The organism is Microvirga terrae (assembly GCF_013307435.2).
Taxonomy (GTDB): Bacteria; Pseudomonadota; Alphaproteobacteria; order Rhizobiales; family Beijerinckiaceae; genus Microvirga; species Microvirga terrae.
The window spans coordinates 1,054,556-1,075,188 of the sequence record NZ_CP102845.1; the positions used below are offsets into that span (position 1 = coordinate 1,054,556).

14 protein-coding genes and 5 pseudogenes are annotated in these 20,633 nt (G+C 62.5%); 9 read left to right on the top strand and 10 right to left on the bottom strand.

The annotated features are described in order from the left end of the window. Positions 1-14: 14 nt before the first annotated feature. From HPT29_RS04890 to HPT29_RS04905, 3 genes are all read left to right on the top strand, one after another. Complete coding sequence (locus HPT29_RS04890) at positions 15-1,124, top strand: glycosyltransferase family 4 protein (RefSeq protein ID WP_173947659.1); 1,110 nt, start codon at positions 15-17, stop codon at positions 1,122-1,124. A gap of 227 nt (positions 1,125-1,351) precedes the next feature. Beyond that, positions 1,352-3,565 (top strand): amylo-alpha-1,6-glucosidase, encoded by a 2,214-nt coding sequence (locus HPT29_RS04895; RefSeq protein WP_173947660.1) that lies wholly within the window; start codon positions 1,352-1,354, stop codon positions 3,563-3,565. Between the two features lie 509 nt (positions 3,566-4,074). Beyond that, positions 4,075-5,187: an NADH:flavin oxidoreductase/NADH oxidase gene (locus HPT29_RS04905; protein WP_173947661.1), complete on the top strand. Its 1,113-nt coding sequence runs from the start codon at positions 4,075-4,077 to the stop codon at positions 5,185-5,187. A gap of 299 nt (positions 5,188-5,486) precedes the next feature. Here HPT29_RS04905 and HPT29_RS28795 read toward each other — a convergent pair. Together HPT29_RS28795 and HPT29_RS04915 are read right to left on the bottom strand one after the other, a co-directional pair. Beyond that, positions 5,487-5,775: pseudogene (locus HPT29_RS28795) on the bottom strand (transposase); the annotation flags it as partial. Continuing rightward, positions 5,774-5,896 (bottom strand): annotated as a pseudogene (locus tag HPT29_RS04915) (IS256 family transposase); the annotation flags it as partial. The pseudogenes HPT29_RS04915 and HPT29_RS28795, both read right to left, overlap by 2 nt. Before the next feature lie 996 nt (positions 5,897-6,892). Here HPT29_RS04915 and HPT29_RS04920 point away from each other — a divergent pair. Next, on the top strand, positions 6,893-7,150 hold the full coding sequence (locus HPT29_RS04920; protein ID WP_173947662.1) for a hypothetical protein: 258 nt from the start codon (positions 6,893-6,895) through the stop codon (positions 7,148-7,150). Between the two features lie 31 nt (positions 7,151-7,181). Here the strand turns inward: HPT29_RS04920 and HPT29_RS04925 are convergent, their stop codons facing one another. From HPT29_RS04925 to HPT29_RS04935, 4 genes and pseudogenes are all read right to left on the bottom strand, one after another. Next, entirely contained in the window at positions 7,182-7,304 is a 123-nt protein-coding gene (locus HPT29_RS04925) for a hypothetical protein (protein ID WP_256439458.1), read from the bottom strand. A gap of 160 nt (positions 7,305-7,464) precedes the next feature. Next, positions 7,465-7,685 (bottom strand): annotated as a pseudogene (locus HPT29_RS04930) (integrase core domain-containing protein); the annotation flags it as partial. Beyond that, a pseudogene (locus tag HPT29_RS28800) lies at positions 7,679-7,801 on the bottom strand (IS3 family transposase); the annotation flags it as partial. The pseudogenes HPT29_RS04930 and HPT29_RS28800, both read right to left, overlap by 7 nt. Then, positions 7,788-8,348 carry an adenylate/guanylate cyclase domain-containing protein gene (locus HPT29_RS04935; RefSeq protein ID WP_259060485.1) on the bottom strand — a complete coding sequence of 187 codons (561 nt, stop codon included), beginning with the start codon at positions 8,346-8,348 and terminating at the stop codon, positions 7,788-7,790. The pseudogene HPT29_RS28800 and the gene HPT29_RS04935, both read right to left, overlap by 14 nt. Positions 8,349-8,709: 361 nt before the next feature. Between HPT29_RS04935 and HPT29_RS04940 the strand changes: the two are divergent. The 3 genes and pseudogenes from HPT29_RS04940 (at position 8,710) to HPT29_RS04950 (ending at position 11,040) form a co-directional block, all read left to right on the top strand. Next, a pseudogene (locus HPT29_RS04940) lies at positions 8,710-9,197 on the top strand (DUF2267 domain-containing protein). 453 nt (positions 9,198-9,650) lie between these two features. After that, positions 9,651-10,220 (top strand): hypothetical protein, encoded by a 570-nt coding sequence (locus HPT29_RS04945; protein ID WP_173947664.1) that lies wholly within the window; start codon positions 9,651-9,653, stop codon positions 10,218-10,220. Between the two features lie 190 nt (positions 10,221-10,410). Then, positions 10,411-11,040 (top strand): hypothetical protein, encoded by a 630-nt coding sequence (locus HPT29_RS04950; RefSeq protein WP_173947665.1) that lies wholly within the window; start codon positions 10,411-10,413, stop codon positions 11,038-11,040. Positions 11,041-11,110: 70 nt separating this feature from the next. Here the strand turns inward: HPT29_RS04950 and HPT29_RS04955 are convergent, their stop codons facing one another. The 4 genes from HPT29_RS04955 to HPT29_RS04970 all read right to left on the bottom strand — a co-directional run bounded on the left by HPT29_RS04955 (position 11,111) and on the right by HPT29_RS04970 (position 16,871). Then, positions 11,111-12,817 (bottom strand): FAD-dependent oxidoreductase, encoded by a 1,707-nt coding sequence (locus HPT29_RS04955; protein ID WP_173947666.1) that lies wholly within the window; start codon positions 12,815-12,817, stop codon positions 11,111-11,113. Positions 12,818-12,891: 74 nt separating this feature from the next. After that, positions 12,892-13,407: a phosphate-starvation-inducible PsiE family protein gene (locus tag HPT29_RS04960; RefSeq protein ID WP_371823137.1), complete on the bottom strand. Its 516-nt coding sequence runs from the start codon at positions 13,405-13,407 to the stop codon at positions 12,892-12,894. Positions 13,408-13,534: 127 nt separating this feature from the next. Further along, a complete protein-coding gene (locus HPT29_RS04965; RefSeq protein WP_173947667.1) occupies positions 13,535-16,399 on the bottom strand; it encodes an ATP-dependent Clp protease ATP-binding subunit in 2,865 nt (954 codons plus the stop codon). Between the two features lie 226 nt (positions 16,400-16,625). Continuing rightward, positions 16,626-16,871, bottom strand: coding sequence for a hypothetical protein (locus HPT29_RS04970; RefSeq protein WP_173947668.1), 246 nt, complete (start codon positions 16,869-16,871; stop codon positions 16,626-16,628). 599 nt (positions 16,872-17,470) lie between these two features. Between HPT29_RS04970 and HPT29_RS04975 the strand changes: the two genes are divergently transcribed. After that, complete coding sequence (locus HPT29_RS04975) at positions 17,471-17,875, top strand: Hsp20/alpha crystallin family protein (RefSeq protein ID WP_173947669.1); 405 nt, start codon at positions 17,471-17,473, stop codon at positions 17,873-17,875. A gap of 12 nt (positions 17,876-17,887) precedes the next feature. Next, positions 17,888-20,299 carry an endopeptidase La gene (lon, locus tag HPT29_RS04980; protein ID WP_173947670.1) on the top strand — a complete coding sequence of 804 codons (2,412 nt, stop codon included), beginning with the start codon at positions 17,888-17,890 and terminating at the stop codon, positions 20,297-20,299. Positions 20,300-20,633 lie beyond the last annotated feature (334 nt).

Consider the following 20,633-nt stretch of genomic DNA (forward strand, 5'->3'; position numbering starts at 1 on the left):
GAAAGAAGCACTCGATGCGCATCGCACAGGTCGCCCCGCTGGCAGAAGCCGTACCGCCCAAGCTCTACGGCGGCACCGAACGGGTTGTCTCCTGGCTCACAGAGGAGCTGGTGGCTCAGGGACACGAGGTGACACTCTTCGCGAGCGGCGACTCCGTGACATCGGCTCATCTTGTCCCCTGTAACCCGTGCAGTCTGCGCCTGTCCGGCATTCGTGATCATACCGCGAGCCATCTGGTGATGCTGGACAAGGTCCGGGCCCGCGCGGATGCCTTTGACGTGATCCACTTCCACGTCGACCTCCTCCAGCACGTGTTGTTCCGGGACATCGCTCACAAGTGCCTCACGACCTTGCATGGACGACTTGATTGGCCCGACTTCATGCCGGTGTTTCGAACCTTTCGCGAGATGCCGCTGGTGTCCATCTCCAACAGTCAGCGGCTCCCCATGCCGCCAGACGTGAGCTGGCTTGCGACTGTTCATCACGGCCTGCCTTCAACCGTTTGCCCGTTCGATGCGCGTGGTGGCGACTATCTGGCCTTCCTTGGTCGCATTTCGCCCGAAAAGCGGCCCGACCGGGCCATCGAGATTGCCAAACGCGCAGGTGTCCCGCTCAAGATCGCCGCCAAGGTCGACAAGGCGGACCAAGAGTATTTCGAGGTCATCCGCCCGCTGCTGGATCATCCGCTCGTCGAGTTCGTCGGGGAGATCGACGAGAGTGCAAAATGCGACTTCCTCGGGCATGCACGCGCTCTTCTATTCCCGATCAACTGGCCCGAGCCGTTTGGCCTCGTGATGATCGAGGCCATGTCGGCTGGCACGCCTGTGATTGCCTGGCGCAACGGTTCGGTGCCTGAAGTCATTGCCGATGGCGTTTCAGGACGAGTAGTGGAATCTGTTGATGAGGCCGTCGCTGCGGTTGAGACCGTTGACGCTATCAACCGCTCCGCCGTTCGGGCTCACTTCGAGCAGCACTTCACCGTCTGCCGCATGGTGGCAGGCTATCTTGCCGCCTATAAGCTCTTGCTCAACCGAAGTGCCACCCCAAGTCCAGTCAAGCTAACGTCGCCGACATACCCTGCAAACGCCCTCAGCCGATCCGCCGAGTTGCGGGGCCGGCGATGACATCTCGGAAGATCGCGAGCAGTGGCTCAGGTGTTCTTTCGAACGTTGTTCCCCAGCAACATGCATAGCGGAGAGTTATGTCACTATGGAACCTTTCCTACAGGACATGGCCATGATCAGAAGAGCCTAATTGACGTCACGTCAGCAGTCAGATTCAGTCAGTCAATGTCGAGCTGATGTTGGTCGAGACGAATGGTACCAGCGCGTCAACAGCAACGGGGGTCGGTATGAACGATCGCGTCACCGGGCCGTCTTCGGACCACACAGAGCCTGTCTCGGAGCAACTTTCCGAAGGCTACATCGAGGCGCAGAACTCCTTAGTGGAGCGCACCTTGCGAACGCTGAAGACCGGCGACGCCTTCGCCGTGCTCGATAGCAATGGAGACTGTGGCATCATGCAGCCCAGTCCGGAAGGATTGTTCTTTCAGGATACGCGTTACCTGTCACGGTTCGTGTTGCGGTTTGACGGCAAGCGGCCGCTGCTGTTGGGCTCGGTCATTCAGGACGACAACGCGGCACTCACTGTTGATCTGACGAACCCCGACATCCGGCCTGGAACGGAAACCGCGCTCCCGCGCGATATTGTCGCGCTCAGCCGGACCAAGTTCCTTTGGCAGGGGGTCCTCTTCGAGCGGATTGGCCTTCGCAACTACGACACTCGCCGGCGCGTCTTCCACCTCGAATGTCGTTTCGCCGCCGACTTTCGAGATCTGTTCGAGGTCCGGGGCATGCAGAGGGCGCGTCGCGGCCGCCATTCCGTCGAGACGCTGGCTCCCGATCGCGTCGTCTTCAGCTACGAGGGACTCGACGGGATCGTGCGGCAGACCGTGCTGCGCTTCGAGCCATGGCCGACGCAACTCGGGGCCGACCGGGTTGTCTACGAGATAGCCCTGGAGCCCGACGAGCGCCGTTCAGTCCTGATCACGGTGGCCTGTGAGGAGCAGAAGTCTGGGGAGGCTATTAGCTCCAGGGCACCGAACTTCCTGAAAGCGTTGCGTGACAACCGCCGGGCCTTGCGAGCGGCGACACGACAGATCACTAAGGTGAAGACCTCGAATAGCCTGTTCAACGAGATCATCTCGCGATCATCATCAGACATGTACATGCTGGTCACACCGACCGAGCATGGGTTGTACCCGTATGCCGGTATACCCTGGTACAGCACAGTGTTCGGACGCGACGGGATTATCACAGCAATGATGCTCCTGTGGGCGGATCCATCGATTGCCAAAGGGGTGCTGCGCTATTTGGCCGGGATGCAGGCCACCGAGGTCGATCCTGCCGCGGACGCTCAGCCCGGCAAGATCCTGCACGAGCGCCGCCTGGGCGAGATGGCCCAGCTCGGTGAGGTGCCGTTCCGGCGCTACTATGGCACTGTGGACGCCACCCCCCTTTTCGTCATGCTAGCCGGTCAGTACTACGAGCGCACTGGTGATCGCGAAACTATCGAGGCGATCTGGCCCAATATCGAAGCGGCCCTGCGCTGGTGTGATGTGTACGGCGACCGCGATGGCGATGGCTTTGTCGAGTATCACCGGGAAACTGAAAAGGGGCTTGCCAACCAGGGCTGGAAGGACAGCCACGATTCCATCTTCCACGCCGATGGCTCGGGAGCCGAGGGCCCCATCGCCCTATGCGAGGTGCAGGCTTATGTCTTCGCGGCCAAACAGGCGGCGGCGCGACTTGCGCATGCACTCCATCGGCACGATCTCGGCGACAGACTTGCCAGAAAAGCCGGCAACCTTCGGGAGAGGTTCGAGGCCGCGTTCTGGTGCGAGGAGATCGGCACCTACGCCTTGGCGCTTGATGGAGCCAAGCGGCCTTGTCGCGTACGGACGTCAAATGCCGGGCATGCCTTGTTTGCCGGGATTGCCGCTCCGGACCGCGCCCGCCGCGTTGCCACGACGCTGCTGAGCCCCGATTTGTTCAGCGGCTGGGGCATTCGTACCCTGGCGCGAGGCGAAGCCCGCTACAATCCGATGTCGTATCACAACGGCTCGGTTTGGCCCCATGACAACGGGCTGATCGCCCTGGGGCTCGCACGGTATGGCTTGAAGGCTGACGCGGCGCAAGTCTTCAAGGCCATGTTCGAGGTGGCCACCTATCAGGAGTCCCGTCGTCTGCCCGAGCTGTTCTGCGGTTTCACGCGCCGGCGCCATCGTGGACCGACAGCGTATCCCGTGGCCTGCTCGCCGCAGGCTTGGGCTGCGGCAACGCCGTTTGCGCTCCTCCAGGCCACCTTGGGGCTGGAACTCGACTACCAAGGCAACACGGTCCACTTCAACGATCCGATTCTGCCGGATTTCCTAGGCGAGGTTTTGATCCGAGGGCTGCACCTGAATGCATCAAGCTTTACCCTGAGTTTGCACCGGCACGAGCAGGATATGTCGCTCAATGTGCTGGAGCGTGGAGGCGATGCCCGTGTCATCCTCTTGAAATAAGAGAGCACAAGGAAATGTGGAGTAACAACGTTGCATGTAACTCTGGCTTTCGGAAGCCCTGCTGCGGTTGGGCCGGATCGCCGCCTTCCGGAGGGTCCCTCTCGCTGTCTGCACCACAGATCCTTATGCTTGTCATGTCCACCGCAGCAACAGGATCAGCATCGCATCTCAGAGGTGGATCTGACGATTGGAACGTTGAAACGATGTCGTCGGATCTTACTTCTGAAGGCCTACGACAGTGTCGTTGAAACACGCGATTCGATCGGTCTGTATCTGACCTTTTGCAATACCCGGAGGCCTCATTGGAGCCTCGACCGGAGGACACCCGTTCAGGCTTAATCAAGCGGCTCCCGCAACGCGCGGCAGCGTACCCCCGGCATACGCTCCACTTAGCAAACCAAAACCGCTGTTCAAACAAACGGAGCCACCTAACAACCTCACGACAGAGGGCTTTAGGGTCATTGTGTTCCTTACGAAGATACGATCATCTGCAACCGAAGAGGCAGCTCATGTCGCACGCAAAACTCTTCACCCCCTTCCGGATCGGAGATCTCGAACTCACTAACCGGATCGTCATAGCACCCATGTGCCAGTACTCGGCTGAGAACGGCTGCATGACCGACTGGCACCTGATCCACTTGGGCCAGCTTGCACTGTCGGGCGCGGCGCTCCTGACCGTCGAGGCGACGGCAGTTCTGCCTGAAGGCAGGATCACCTATGGGGATGTGGGCCTCTATTCCGATGAATGCGAGGCTGCCATGCGACGCGTCCTGGACGGCATCCGCCGCTGGTCCGACATGCCGATCGCGATCCAACTGGGCCATGCCGGGCGCAAGGCTTCCACGGAGGTGCCCTGGAAAGGCGGCAAACAAATCCCGCCCGACCATGCCAATGGTTGGCAGACAGAAGCGCCTTCGGCGATCCCTCACGACGTCGGCGAGGTTCCGCCGAAGGCCCTTGATGAGGACGGCCTCAAGCGGGTGAGAGATGCCTTTGCCGATGCGGCAACACGCGCAGCCCGGCTCGGCATCGACGCCGTTCAGATCTATGTGGCGCACGGCTATCTGCTCCACCAGTTTCTCTCACCCCTGTCGAACCAGCGGGATGACAGTTATGGCGGCTCCCTGGAGAACCGGATCCGCTTCCCGCTCGAAGTGTTCGACGCCGTTCGCGCCGCCTTTCCGGCAGAGCGCCCGGTGACGGTGCGCGTATCAGGCACGGATTGGGCCGAGGGTGGTTGGACAATCGAAGAGACGCTGGTTTTCGCCAAAGCGCTCAAAGCACACGGCGGCAGCGGAATCCACGTGTCGAGCGGTGGATTGACGCCGGCGCAGAAGATCCCGGTGGGGCCGAGCTACCAAGTACCGCTGGCCCGTTCCCTCAAATCGGTCGGAATGCCCGTCATCGCCGTAGGCCTCATCACCGACTATGTGCAGGCGGAATCCATTCTGGTCACGGGTGATGCGGATCTGATCGCCCTTGCCCGCGCGGTACTCTACGATCCCCGCTGGCCTTGGCACGCAGCCGCGTATTTCGGTGCCTCTGTCAAGGCACCGCCCCAGTATCTTCGTTCCCAGCCACGGCCACACCCCAATCTCTTCACGGTGCGGGCGGACAACTGAACATCGGCGGGTCAATAGGATTCAAACGCTATCGCTGGCCGGCTTGACCGGGTCTGTGGCTCATCGGGACAGCACCTGGCATTGTCCCCACCTTCTTATCCTGATCAACCCACTGTGCACCGGGACTACTTTGACAGGGCGCGCGTCGCGCCGATAAGTCAGACAGTTCCGGAGCCAGGTGAGCGCGGCGACGGCACGACTGCATAACCCTATCGGGAAGTCAACCTACATAATTCTCCACAACCGCGAGCGATACTGACCATGGTCTTGCTACGCTTCTGATACTGCTGGCGAATTCATCACGCTGGGGTTCGAGCCATCATGAGCTTGACGATGCGGATTGACGCGTTCGTGCAAGTGGTGTGCTAGGGAACCAGGCGCCGAGCTGCACGAGGTTCATGGCGGCTGCCGTGAGCACGTGTTGTAGATGCGTCTTGGCCAACCCGATGTAGCGTGAGCGCCGGAGGTGCAGGTTCGGTCACCTGCCGATATCGTTCCCTCAGTCCCGGCGCGCTGCTGATACTCTCGTGCGAAAGCGGGCTACGCCTCAAGCTCGCGAGCCGCTTCAAGGGTCTCTTGTTCCTCTTGTTATCTCGCCTTCGAGCATCTCCTGCATGACGGCGCGCACGATCTCGCGCAGGCTGTCCGGGTGGTGGTTCAGAAGGTCCTTGATGGCAGCGGTAGCAGGTTTATCCTTGGTGCTGGTCATGGTGGGGCTCCTCTCGGAGTGCGTTACGTCGAACATCACCATCCTGGCACAACCGCCCCGCTCAGGCCATTTGCAGAACCTTCACCACACTACTGACAGCAGCGGTTGCCCGGTGCAGCAATCCCGCAGGGGATAGGGGCTACCGCATCGACTTCCGGGTAATCGGGATTGCGGATCGGGTCGAGCGCTCGGTCTCGACCCATGGCCGGCCTATGTTCGAGAACGGTCGGCCGTGGGTGGGATCCACCGGCCCTGCGTGAGGCCGAGGAGCGTTTACGGCAGTTCGCCAAGCACTCCAGCAACGTGCTGTGGATCCTCGATGCCGCGACAATGCGGCTCATCAGAGCCAACTGAAGCGCCTAAAGTCAGCGAGGCGGGCCCAACGCTCCTTCTTCGTTCCCGATCAGGTTGCAAAGCTCGTCCACCATCCTGTCGGCACCAACCCTGCCGATCAACGCACGTCTCGAGCCGAGCCTTTGCGACTTGGGCAGACGTAATGCACCTGGTGGCTGTTTGCGGACCAGCCGCTCCAGTGAAGCTTTGCCGCCCCAAGTTCCTAACCGATGATGCCTCAGCGGTGACGCCCATGATCTCCCCGGTGAGGGTCCTTGCCCGCAGCTTGGCTACTGCCGCCGCCGCGTGGGCTCTTGGGTTGATCGTCGTCCTTGTTGTGGTGGCCACTGTAATTTCCACCGTGCTTACTCTTCTGCGATTCGTCTTTGCGCCCGAGTTTGGCCATGGCAGCCCTCCTTCGGTTCTTGTCCTGTCTTGTCGGAAACGATGCTGAGATTGTGTGGTTCCGGGGAAGCATGCCCGCTTCGGAGAGAAATTGGTGCATCTCAGTGTCATTGATGAAGAGCTTGCAACCTGACGCTGATCGCAACTTCAAGAGTGCGCTTCGCTCCCCGTGTCGGCATCCCATAAAGTGGCTGCATTTAGGTGTTTATAGAAATCGAACACCACTCGTCGGATGGCTCAGATTACGGGACCCGGAGAATGCAGCTCAGCGAGACGGCCTGTGAGATTCTGGATCTTTTCCGCGAGACACACCGCAAGCCCGGCGCGCGCATGATAATGGCAACGTTGGAGGCGCGCTTCGGTACGGATCCCGCTGTTGCAGTGTCTGTTTCCGAGTTGACCCACCTCGGTTACGTGACCGCGCCCGACGCCGGGACAATCGAACTGACGGCCCGCGGCTTCGACGCGGTACAAAGCGGCGATTATCGGGACAACCCAAATAATGGCAGGACCTGACAAGGATCGCTTCAAATGCCGCGTGCCTGAGTTAGCTTGCCTTGGCCTCATCTTCGAACTCGGGCTCATCCGTGTCGAAGAGGTCTGTGGCGTCGACAAAGTAGGGTCCGACCTTTGGATCAACGCTTTCCAGCGCCTCGATCGTCTCAACCATGCCTTTCTCGATGGCCAGCATCGGCGCGGTGAAGCCCGGCCGGATGCGCTGGAACGATTGTCCCCAGCCGAGAGGACCGCAACACCAACCGGTGATGTGCGGCTTGTTGAGAGGGATGTACCAGGTTGGGCGGCCCCCATGAGGTGGTCTGGGATCAATGTTAGCGCATGATCGGACGTGGCGCTAAGGCCGGGGTGACCGGCGGAGCTGGTTCAGACTGCGCAGCCGGCCAGAGCACCGCCTCTGGGGCGGGCGCTTGTAGCCCAGCGATGAGTGTGTTCGGATGGTGTTGTAATGGCGCCTCCAGCTTTCGATCACGATCTGATCCTCCTTAAGCGTGTAGCAGATTTCGTCATTGAGCAGTTCGTCCCGCAGCTGACCTCCTTCACGCCGACCTGCCGGATCGCCTCGGTGACTGTCCGTCCCTGTGCCGTCAGAAAATCCACCTGCCGGAGCCTCGCTACGATTTCCTCAGCCGCGTGTCTATTCTTGCTCATTCTCTTTCGTTCTCCACTCGGCTCGAAGGCCATACATCAGGGAGGACCACTTCTCAGGGGGCAGACCAAAGGCTCGGATTGCTTCCTCTATATTCTTGACGTTCTGCTCCGCGAGATCACTGAAGTTCAGCGGAACACTCATGCGCACGTACTCATAAGCAGCCTCTGAGAGACAGATGCCACCTGGATCTGCAAGGCTTTGCAGGCGAGCGGCGATATTTACGCCGTCTCCAAGCAGGTCGCCGTTCCGCACCATTACATCGCCGACGTGCACCCCGATCCGAAAACGCAGGGTATGTTCCTTGGGGAGATCTTGGTTCGCCTGAAAAAGTGCATGCTGCACGTCTATGGCACACTGAACGGCATCCACGGCACTGGGGAACTCGCCCAAAACACTTTCACCAGCGGCGTTCGCGATTCGTCCTCCGTGGTCTGCAATGAGACGGTCCATGATCTGACGGTGGGCAGTCAGGGTACGGAGCGTTCCAACCTCATCCAGGCTCATAAGGCGCGAATAACCAGCCACGTCAGCGGCAAAAATCGCCACCAGCCGTCGCTCAATCTTATGCTCCTGCGGACCCACTGGAACCCTCGGTGCAGTAGTTAGAGATCGGATTCTGCTCTGGGTTGGGTGTGGTGTCTAGCCGATGACCGATTAGATCTGAAAAGCCAAGCTTCGTCGGGAGCGTCGAGCAGCTTGCCGCATTCCAGAGGGTCCCTCTCACTGTTGGCCCCACAGATCCTCATGCTTCCCTCGATTGGCGACGACCTTCCGGGCAGACCGGGCTCTTCCTCAGGGACAGCCCGTAGGAACATCATCCCGGCCCTTGTCATTCAGTTCAATGCCGTGGGCCTTCACAGATCAGTACGTTTTACTGCCCGCGATTATTTGAACAGGGGGGCTCATCATGAGTGCGAACGGACTCGATGTCTTCGACAAGACCCTTCAGATCACCCATATCTGGCTCAACGAGATTACTGGGCTCGTGGGGCCCGACAAGCAGGTTGCCTGGCCGTGCTGGGCGGAGTGCTGCGAGCCGTGCGCGATCGTATTCCGCTGGAGCTCGCCGTCCATCTCGGAGCAGAACTGCCGATTTTAGTGCGCGGAATTTACTACGATCAATGGCAGCCCGAGGTGCAACCCGAGCGCTATCGCTCCGAAGACGAGTTCCTCACACGTGTTTCCGAGAACATCGGGCCCGTTCGGCCCGTCAATCCTCGTGATGCCGCACAAACCGTATTCAGTGTGCTGTCCTATCATGTTTCGGAAGGTCAGCTTGGAAAAGTGCGGGATGCCCTTCCCGAGGATGTCCGAGCGATTTGGATCCATGATCGCAGTTCGGGAGAACAGAATTACGATCCGACACTGCTACAGCCTGCCACGGCGCAGCCCTAGCAAGCCGCTAAGCTGCGGACATGACGGCTCAATACAGGAGTTCCTAACAGGTATTCCCGTGAAAGCAGAGTGGCACAACCGAGACGCGGCGGATTACGACTTGGGTCCGAGCGGGCGAGATTGCGGGCCCTGAAGAGAACACCTGGTTGAAGAGGAAACTCTCAATTATTCGGCTGAGCGACACTACGGTCAGGGTTCTGCAGGCCTGGAGCCGTTGCAGAGTGATCGCTAGGCCTCTGCGATTGGTCGGGAGACACGGAGGGAGACTCGCCCAACAAGACGCTCGTCGTGGCGTAAAGGGGCGTCGAAGCGGCATCGTCTCATGACCTTGCATCCTGCGCGCCGCCGGCTTGCCGCCGTCACTCCATGGGCGGCAGGACCGGAGCGGAAGAGGGTAGCAAAGGGGTAAACGAGTCTGGGTTTGAAGCTGTGTTCACACGTGTGGAGACTAAGTTGGAATTCCGCGTCCACTATCTCCTGCCGAAGAACTGCGGCATGTCATCGGTAGTCGTCGAGGCCGGCACGCGCGAGGAGGCCGAATTCGTCGCTGCTGTCCAGTATGATTTCCCGTCAGGCACCAGGGTTCTTGACGCTAATCCGTACAACATCTTTGGGCTCGCCCCAACTGAGCCAAGGTTTGGTCTCTATTGGGAGGTTCGGAGACGGATCGAGCAGGGCTATTACGACGAGTGGCCCTTGGCGCCTGAGGAGCGCTCTCGTCGCAGGCGTCAGTTCTTCAAGGAAGTCGCCGCGATTTTCGGAACCAGGAAAGGGCACGAGCACCTGTTCGACACGGCGGAGCGGCTGGCGCGCCAGTTCCGGCTCGCCGGCAAGACAACCATTTCCTGCAACATCACCGCGATCGTGGACCAGCATCCTTTGATCAACCTGTTAGACTGGTATCAGCAGCTAAAGCTTGTTGCCGACAACGTGGCGAAAGCGCCGACCCGCAGGAATCCGAGGGAGGTGGTGACGCCGGTGGACAACCGCGTCGGCTCCCGCGTTCTCAGGGAAAACAGATAGCATTCTGGGGCGAAAACCAGAGGGGGTTGTCGGCCGAAGCGTCCCGGTGCTCATGAAAGGCGTTCAAGATCACCTGAAACTCTGCTCACGCTGGCGCGAAATCGCTGCTTACCATCCTCTGAAATCTGTGCTCACGATATGGTGGAATTAGTGATCAGAAGGATCGAGGATCGCACCCACGGAGGCGATCTTGTCGCCTGAATGGATCTCGGCGCTGGCCAACCTCATGACAGGCCTGGCGGCCGTCGTCGCCGGCTGGGCCGGGGTCCGCGGGCTCAATGCCTGGCGGACCGAGATGGTCGGCCGGCGCAAGACTGAGCTCGCCGAGGAGGTGCTAGCGGGGTTCTACCGGGCCAGGGACATCCTAACATGGGCGCGCTTTCCCGCCCCAGATGACAACGACGGTGGGGAGGATGATCGCCCTAGAACGGGACCGAAGGACGAGGAGCTTGAACGAGGCGAAATATTCACGCCCGTTGACCGCCTGACCAAGGAGAGCCAAGTGTTTTCCGAGCTCCAAGCGAGTCGGTACCGCTTCATGGCCTATTTTGGGGAGGAAGCCGCCCGGCCCTTCGAGGAGATTCGGGCCATTCACAGCGAGGTCATCGACTCGGCCCACAACCTGATCCGCACCTACGGCCAGGAGCCAACGGGCTCGGAGGAAGCGAGGCGCAACCAATGGGAAGCGGCGATTGGCTGGGGCGAAGGGGACAGTGACACTCTCAGGAGGCGGCTTGATCTGGCGGTGAAGGCCATTGAGCAGACTTGCCGACCCCTGATCGAGGAGCGCCATAGCACGCGCCGCAATGGTCCCGTTTGAGGCCTTTGGACATTTTCATAAGGGCCTGGCAATTGTGCCTGTGTGATTAGCTGGGGCAAGCTGGCGTTCATCAGCCTCGCGCTCTCTGCTCCCTTGTCGTGGGCGGCGGTACAGGTGCATTTGAGAGAACGATGTGGATCTGAGCTACCGCCGCCGCGCCTTCACCAATTGCCGCGCCGACGCGCTTAACTGACCCCGCCCGAACATCACCGACCGCGAACACATTGGCGACTTCCGCTTCCAGCGCAAAGCGGCGTCTTGGGCCGCATTCTTCCATCATGCCGGTGGCCGGTAGAGCCGCACCTGTGCGAACAAAGCCGTTGGCGTCCAGGCCCACGCCGCAGCCCTTGAGCCAGCCCGTTGCGGGATCCGCGCCGATGAAGATGAAAACGTTGCGGATCGGCTTCTCCGTCTCCGCGCCGCTAACGCGGTTGCGCCACCAGACGTGCTCAAGCTGCCCCTCCGGCGAACCCGAGAGGGCGGTGATCTCGGTTTCGGTCAGCACTTCGATGTTGTCCGCAGCCGCAATCCTGTCGATCAGATATTGCGACATGCTCTCGGCCAGACTGGGCCCACGGACCAATATCCACACCTTCGCGGCAAAGTCCCTCAGAAACACCGCCGCTTGCCCGGCAGAGTTGCCGCCGCCCACAAGGGCAACCTCCTCGTTCCGGCACAGGCGCGCTTCAATGGGTGAGGCCCAGTACCACACGCCGCGCCCCTCGAACTCCTCCAGGCGAGGAATATCCGGCCGCCGATAACGGGCGCCCGAGGCTACAACCACCGTGGAGCCTTTGACTCGCCGGCCGTCAGCGAGTTGTATCCCATACGGCATTTGCGAGCAATCGAGGCCGACGGCTTCGGCCGGGATCACCATCTGGGCGCCAAATTTCTGCGCCTGGACGAAAGCCCGCGCCGTAAGCTCCCGGCCGGGGATGCCGGTGGGAAAGCCAAGATAGTTCTCGATCCGGGCGCTCTCGCCTGCTTGGCCGCCAAAAGCAACGGCATCCAGGACGATGACCGACAACCCCTCCGACGCGGCGTAAACTGCCGTCGAGAGACCAGCAGGCCCCGCTCCGATGATGGCAACGTCATAGGCTCGATCCGGCCCATCGACGGGCACCATGCCGAGCGCCTGCGCCAGAGCGCGCTCGGTCGGGTTCTTGAGAATTGTCCCCTTGGGACACACGGCGAGGGGTAGATCCTTCGTGTCCGGCGCATAGCTCTCGATGAGCGTCGCCGCGTCACGGTCGCGGGCGGGATCGAGCACCTGGCATGGATAGCCATTGCGGGCCATGAAGCCTTGCAGACGGACCACGTCGGGATGGGTTTCATGACCGATCAGGACCGGGCCGCCTGCACCCGTCTCAATCAGCACGACGCGCCTGAGAATGAGCGCCCGCATGATCCTGTCGCCCAGTGCGGGTTCGGCGATCATCAAGGCCCGTAGGTTTTCGGGCGGAATGAGCTGCGCCTCCACATCGTCAATGGCATGGACATCGACCAGCGCTGGCTGGCCTGACAACTGCCCCACCTCGGCGACGAAGTCGCCGGGTCCCAGCTCGACAATCGGGGACAGACGCCCCCAAGGGTCCCATTGGGCGACCCTGACCGAGCCGGTGATGAGGACGAACATGCCCGGAGCAACATCGCCGGTGACAAAGAGCGGCTCACCTGCCGCATGGCGTCGGATCTCGCCGAAGCGACGCAGGCGGCCGATGTCCGTAGTCCCAAATTTCGGAAACATCTGCTCGTTGCGGGGATCAATGGCTGCCATGGGAAACCTTGCTTTTTCACAGTACGAGATGATCGGGCCGGGTGGCCGCACTGAAATTCAGGAGCTGCTCCGGCCTAGTCGGCAATCCCTCGGGCCTGATCCTGCTCGGTGGCATCCTTCCTGTCCTGGTCGCGCACGAGCCAATGGACCGAGCCGAGTGCCAGGATAGCCGCGGCCAGCCCGACGATGGTGAGCGGGTCGGTCTTGCTCGCATCCAGGATGATGAATTTACGCACCAGCGCCAGCAGGGCAATCAGCACCACTGTGCGCACCTGCACGATGCTTTCCTTGCGGTGAAGGATGCTGATGATCGAATGGTTGAACTCCAGGGCAATCAGCACCGTGAAGATCATGCCAAAGACCCCCTGGAACACGCCCGTCTCCGCCGGGTCGAGAAGCCCAGATAGCAGCAGCATGAGGATGCGGAAGCCCAGGTGGATCATTGCGGCCGCGATCACCAGCCCGATAAGGCTGGTTAGCACCAGCGAGACGACCTGCTCGAAACGCTCGTAGGTGCTCAGGATGGGCCAAGCCTCACGGGTCTCGCGAAGGGCGCGGTCCATGGCCCTCGCGGGCCGGCCGGTTCCCATCGTGGAGCGGGGATCGTCTCGCTCCGTCCGGGGGTGGTCTCCCTCGTCCGATAGTTGCCTCATGTGTGATCTGCCGGACTTAGGTGCTTGCGCCGCCGCGCGTGCTGCCTGGTGCGCCTCCTTGTCCTCACTCGGCGGCCGTCCTGCTGTCGCCGGCTCCGCGCTGGGCGTCCCGGTCCAGCTCGACCGCATCACGGTGGTCATCGGTCGCGCCCGCGGCCTTTGTCGCACCCTCTGCCTTGGGCTGCGGCTCCAGCACTACCCTCTGCTGGTCTCCGTCCCAACGTGCGCTCACCCGGTCACCTTCCTGAACCTCGTTTGCCAGCATTGCGCGGGCAAGCTGGGTCTCCAGCTCGGAGCGAATGAGGCGCCGCAGCTCGCGGGCTCCGAACTCCGGCCGGAAGCCGGCGGCCGCCAAGTGGTCGACAAGGCTGCCGTCGATATCAAGCTCGACGCCTTGGCCATGGGCGGTCCGCCTGACGCGCTCCAGCTGAAGCTCGACGATGGAGCGGATCTCGCTCCGCGCCAGGGCATGGAAGACGATGATCTCGTCGATGCGGTTGATGAACTCCGGCCGGAAGTGGCCGCGCAGCACGTCCATCAGCTCGCGCTTCAGACGGGCCTGATCGTCCTCGGCCGTGCCGCGCAGGTTGAGGTGGCGCTGGATGATGTCGGAGCCCAGGTTCGACGTGGCGATCAGGATCGTGTTGGTGAAGTCGACGACCCGTCCCTTGCCGTCGGTCAACCGCCCATCGTCGAACACCTGCAGCAGCACGTTGTAGACATCCGGATGGGCCTTCTCAATCTCGTCGAGAAGCACGACGGAATAGGGCCGCCGCCGCACGCGCTCGGTCAGCTGTCCGCCTTCCTCGTAGCCGACATACCCAGGAGGCGCACCGATGAGGCGGGCGACCGCGTGGCGTTCCATGTACTCCGACATGTCGAGGCGGATCATCGCGTCCTCCTCGCCGAAGACGGTTTCGGCAAGAGCCTTGGCGAGTTCCGTCTTGCCGACGCCGGTGGGGCCGAGGAACAGGAAGGTCGCGATGGGACGGCGCCCCTCCCGCAGGCCAGCGCGCGCCAGGCGCACGGCGTCGCTGACCGCCCTGACTGCCTCCTCCTGACCGATCACGCGCTGGTGCAGGCGCTCTTCCATCTTCACGAGGCGCTGGCGCTCCTCGGTTGTGAGTTCGTTGACCGGCACGCCGGTGAGCTTGGACACCACCTGTGCGATATGCTCTGTGCGCACCTCGGTCGAGGCCGAGCCGCGTTCACGCCGCCACCGTTCGTTTGCGCCCTGCAGATCCTTGTTGCGGGCATCGTGCCGGGCCTGGATTTCGGAGGCGCGGTCGAATTGCTTGCGGGAGGAGGCGTAGTCCTGCTCGCGCTTGAGCTGGCGCACCTCGGCCTCCATTTCCTGGACGTCCACAGGCCGGGCGGTTGCCGAGATCTTTACGCGCGCAGCGGCTTGGTCGATCAGGTCGATGGCCTTGTCAGGCAGGAAGCGCCCGGTGATGTAGCGGTCGGACAGTTCCGCCGCCGCGATGATGGCCTCGTCCGTGATCGTTACCTTGTGGTGTGCCTCCAGGGTATCCCGTAGACCGCGCAGGATCATGATGGTCTGGGCAACGGTCGGCTCGGGCACGAAGACCGGCTGGAAGCGGCGCTCCAGGGCGGCATCCTTTTCGATGTACTTCTGATACTCGTTGAGCGTCGTTGCGCCGATCAGGTTGAGCTCGCCGCGGGCAAGCGCCGGCTTGAACACGTTGGCGATGTCGAGCCCGCCTTCGCCGCCGCCCTGGCCGGCCCCCACGATGGTGTGGATCTCGTCGATGAACAGGACCAGCTCGTCCTCGCGCTCGGTGACCTCCTTGAGGATCTGCTGAACGCGTTCCTCAAACTCGCCCCGATACTTGGAGCCGGCCACCATGGAGTTGATGGACAGCTCCACGAGGCGCTTGTCGCGCAGGCTCTCCGGCACTTCGCCGCCAACGATGCGCTGGGCAAGACCCTCGACGATGGCTGTCTTGCCGACACCCGGCTCGCCGATGAGGACCGGGTTGTTCTTCTTGCGCCGGGCCAGCACCTCGATGGCGGTCTCGATCTCCTTGGCGCGGCCGATCACCGGATCGAGCTTGCCCTCGCGGGCGAGCTTAGTGAGATCGCGCGAGTATTTGTCGAGATTGGGCGTGTTGGTGGGCGTATCGACCCGTCCTTCCTCGGCGCCGCGGCCGACGACCTTGACGACCTGCTGGCGGATGGCCTGAGGGGTGAGGCCATAGCGGTTAAGGACATCGGGTCCGATGCCTTCCCCCTCCTCGGCCAAGCCGATGAGCAGGTGCTCGGGTCCGACATAGGAGTGGCCGAACTCGCCGGAGACGGAGAAGGCCCGGGAGAGAGCGCTCTTCACCCGGGGCGAGACGCCGATCTCGCCGCCTTCCTCTGGGTTGAAGTCGCCCCGGGGGCTTTCCTGGACGATCTGGTTGCGCAGGTCATCGAGCGAGACCTTGAACTGGTCGAGGATGGTGCGGACGACGTCACTTTCGGTCAGAGCGAGCAGGAGATGTTCGGTGTCGACCTCGCGGCGGCCGAAGTCGCCAGCCCGTCGTGCGGCTGATTGGAGGATCTCCTCAGCATGCTCGCTCAGACGGTCCGCCATGCCTGCTGCCGCGCCGCGGCCGCGGGTGCGTCCACGCCCGGACCGGACCGGAATGGGCGTGCCGCCATCCCCGGTGTCGGAAGGCTCATCGGCCAGTCTCCCCACGCTGCCGCGCGGGCTCTCGCCGACGACGTCGCCACCGAAGAAGTCGTCGAACAGGCTGCCGCGCCCGCCGAAGAGGGACTCCAGCGGCGAACTCGGCCGCTGCTGCCGCGCCAAACGCCGGTAATCGACGTCACAGAGCTCCATGGTCTCGCGCTGGCCGTTGCTGATCACCTGCGCTCGAACGGTCGCAGGCCGGACACCACAGATGTCACACAATCCGTCTGCCATGGCATGCCTCCATGCTGGCTATCCCACGTCGCGGACGGGCGTTCTGTCATTTCAGCAGACGCTCGCCGCGGCACACCGCTTCGGCGCGATTTGTGGAGGGTAACAGTTGCGAGGGCCTGTAAGCATACCGGTCGATCCCTGAGGGAAGGTACGTGGCTGGAACCAAACAGCGTGGGCCGACCTCGATCAGCCCACCCTTACATAACAGAGCAGCCGATGCAGGTGGTCAGTCGTCTTCCAGGTGGTAACTACGGCCCTGGATCGCATCAAAGCCCTTGGCGGTCAGTTCGACCGTCTCGGCGTCAGGGGTTATGAGAAAGCCTGCGTCCCTCAGCTCCGCGATGGCCACCGCGACCGCGGGGTCCGTGCCGAAGCGGTAATCGAGCGTGGTAATCATGATCCGGGCACCGGGCCGCCGGTGGGTCTCGCGAAACAGGTCCAGGATCTCGCAGGCGATCTCGCTGAGGTGCATTCGTCCGAATCCTTCTGGCTATGGTCACGGACAACGTGTCAGCCATTATCTGGCTCCGCTTGGTTCAGGGACCGTATCCGCGAGGAAAGGCCCAAGTCTGTCCCGTCCGCGAGTTGGGCCGCCTCCTCAAGGGCATGGTTCCAGACCGCCCGTGCCTCCCTCGTGCGGCGAAGAAGGGCTGAGACGTCGACAGGGCCGGGATGCGTCCCGGTCCATGCTGGCGGATCGATGGCGGGGAACGACTCCAGGCTGGCTTCGTCCGCCGGGTCGCTGTCATCGGGTTTCGGTTCGTTGGTTTGCATGGTGCTCACCTTTCAATCCGCTGTCAGCTCTGCCGGGACAGAACCGACACCATCTCTCATCGACCGGTCCAGCCGTGTTGAGCCCTGATGCTGCACCGGTTGACCTTCAGGGCGAACGCCTCCATCGGAAGCGTGCCCGTGGTATCGATTTGGATTGATGCGTTTCGCAATCAAGAACCAAATGGGCTGCCGATGCATTGACGAAGCTGCATGCTCCAATCGGTCTTGTCCCCGGAGCGTCCGCGACCCTGACGCGGATGAACAGACCCCGGGTCCGGACCACAAGCTAAGGTATGCGTGGCCATGCGAGATCCGGCAGACTGGATGCTCTCGGAAGCAATTGAGGCGCTTGCCCGTGCCGAGCGCCTGCACCGACAGATGTTCCAACCGCCTTCGGCGATGCGCCGCGCAGCTTGGGAGCCCCCCATTGATGTGCTTGAGACCGAGCAGGAAGTTCTCATCCTCATTGCTCTGCCCGGCGTGGCGCCGGACCAGGTCGAGACGGTGATCGAGGACGGAACCCTCGTGGTCGCCGGCCGCCGCGTTCTGCCGCCGCAACTGCGCACCGCCGTGATCCACCGGCTGGAGCTGCCGCAGGGCCGGTTCGAGCGGCGCATCCCGCTGCCGCCAGGTCGGTATGACGCCGTCCGGCGTGCCGCCGGAGACGGATGTCTGGTTATCAGCCTCCGCAAAGCGCTTTGAGGAGCATCCGTCATGATCGTCTCACATGATATTCCGCGCGCGGCCGAGGACGGCACAAGCCCTGGTTCGGACAACTCCGCGAAGGCTCTTCCGCCGGATGGCCTTCTCATCGTACCCGTGCGCAACACGGTCCTGTTCCCAGGAACAGTGTTCCCCATTGCGCTCGGCCGTGAGCGCTCCATCGCCGCGGCCCAGCAGGCGGTGAGGGAGGAGCGTCAGATCGGCCTCCTGATGCAGCGGGACGCGGAGCAGGCCGACCCGGCCGCGGTTGATTTGCACAGAACCGGCACCGTCGCCAACATCCTGCGCTATGTGAATGCGCCTGACGGCACGCACCATGTCGTCCTCCAGGGCGAGCAGCGCTTCCGGGTCACCGAGTTCGTGAAGGAGCGGCCGTTCATCGTGGCGCGGGTTCTGCCGATTGAGGAGCCGGGAATCCTAACACCGGACATTGAGGCCCGCTTTCTTCACCTCCGGCAGCAGGCACTTGAGGCGCTGCAGCTCCTACCGCAGGTGCCACAGGAGCTTGTTGGAACTGTGCAGGCCGCCGCGACGCCTGGGACTTTGGCAGACCTCGTTGCGGCTTATCTCGATGTCGGTGCTGACCAGAAGCAGGAGCTTCTGGAAACCATTGATCTCACCGCGCGGCTCGATAAGGTCTCCCGCCTGCTGGCCGAACGGATCGAGGTCCTGCGCCTGACGCAGGAGATCGGCCGTCAGACCCGGGCCACCTTGGACGAACGCCAGCGCGAGGTAATCCTGCGCGAGCAGATGGCGGCGATTCAGCGCCAGCTGGGCGAAGGCGACGGGCGCGCCCAGGAGGTTCAGGAACTCACCGAGAAGATTGCGAAAGCCGCCATGCCGCCGGAGGTTGAGGAGCAGGCCCGCCGCGAGCTGCACCGCTATGAGCGCATGCCGGAGGGCGCCATGGAGGCCGGGATGATCCGGACCTACCTCGATTGGCTCGTCGAACTGCCTTGGGCCCTGCCCGAGGAGAAACCCATCGATATCGTGGAGGCGCGCCGCATTCTCGACGAGGACCATTTCGGGCTTGAGAAGATCAAGCAGCGCATCATCGAATATCTCGCCGTGCGCAAGCTCGCCCCGAACGGCAAGGCGCCGATCCTGTGCTTTGCTGGCCCGCCCGGCGTCGGCAAGACGTCCCTTGGGCAGTCGATTGCCCGCGCCATGGGGCGGCCCTTCATGCGGGTTAGCCTCGGCGGCGTCCACGACGAGGCGGAGATCCGCGGCCACAGGCGCACCTATGTGGGCGCTTTGCCGGGCAACATCATCCAGGCGATCAGGAAGGCTGGCGCACGCGATTGCGTGATGATGCTGGACGAAATCGACAAGATGGGACGCGGCGTCCAGGGGGATCCCTCCGCGGCCATGCTGGAGGTGCTCGATCCTGAGCAGAACGCCACCTTCCGCGACAACTATCTGGGCGTTCCGTTCGACCTCTCGCGCGTGGTGTTCATCGCCACCGCCAACATGCTCGACACCATTCCGGGTCCCCTGCGCGACCGCATGGAGATCATCACCCTGGCTGGCTACACTGAGGACGAGAAGCTTCAGATTGCCCGGCGCTACTTGGTTCGGCGGCAGCTGGAGGCGAACGGACTTAAGGCCGAGCAGGCCGAGACCAGCGACGAGGCCTTGCGCCGGATCATCCGGGATTACACCCGCGAGGCCGGCGTCCGGAACCTGGAGCGCGAGATCGGCCGGGCCCTGCGCCACGCTGCCGTGCGGATCGCCGAGGGCAGCGCCGAGCACGTGCGCATCGACGCCGGGGATCTCGCCGCAATCCTCGGTCCGGTCCGCTTTGAGGACGAGGTGGCGATGCGTACCAGCGTGCCAGGGGTCGCCACAGGATTGGCGTGGACTCCGGTGGGCGGCGACATCCTGTTTATTGAGGCCAGCCGTGCTCCAGGCAAGGGCGGCCTTATTCTCACGGGGCAGCTCGGCGATGTCATGCGTGAGAGCGCACAGGCGGCGATGACCCTGGTGAAGAGCCGCGCCGCTTCATTCGGCATCGATCCCGCCCTGTTCGGGAAGAGCGACGTCCACATCCACGTTCCCGCGGGAGCCACTCCGAAGGATGGCCCAAGTGCGGGCGTGGCCATGTTCACGGCGCTGGTCTCGCTTCTGACGGGCCGAACGGTGCGCAGCGACACGGCCATGACGGGGGAGATCAGCCTGCGCGGGCTTGTCCTGCCGGTGGGCGGGATCAAGGAAAAGGTCACGGCGGCCGCGCGGGCGGGGCTCACCCGGGTGATGCTGCCGTCCCGCAATCGGCGCGACTTCGAGGACATCCCCGAGGATACGCGGGCCCGGCTTGAATTCATTTGGCTGGAGCGGGTCGACGAAGCCATCGCGTCTGCCCTGGAGGACAAGCCGACGAATGTGCCGGATGCTGCCGAGTAGCCGTGTCATGCCGGACATCAAGCCCCCTCCTGTGTTGACGCGCTTCAGGAGGGAGGCCACGCATGGCGAAAGCACGAAAGTTTTATTGTAGCCTGCTCCGATGATCGTTGCCTCAACGGGCGTGCCGACATCGACACCGTGATCCTGATCATGCGCCCGGGCCGGAAGGCTCAGGCCGTGAAGATCGCCGGGCCGTTGGCGTAGGTCAGCAATGCGGACCTCGTGCAAGCCGCAGCCCATTGGTCATCACTTTCCGACGCAGGAGCAAAATAGCGGGACCTCAGGAAGTTTCGTAAGGTCTGGAACTGGCACACAGCGGACGAAGAGCAAATGT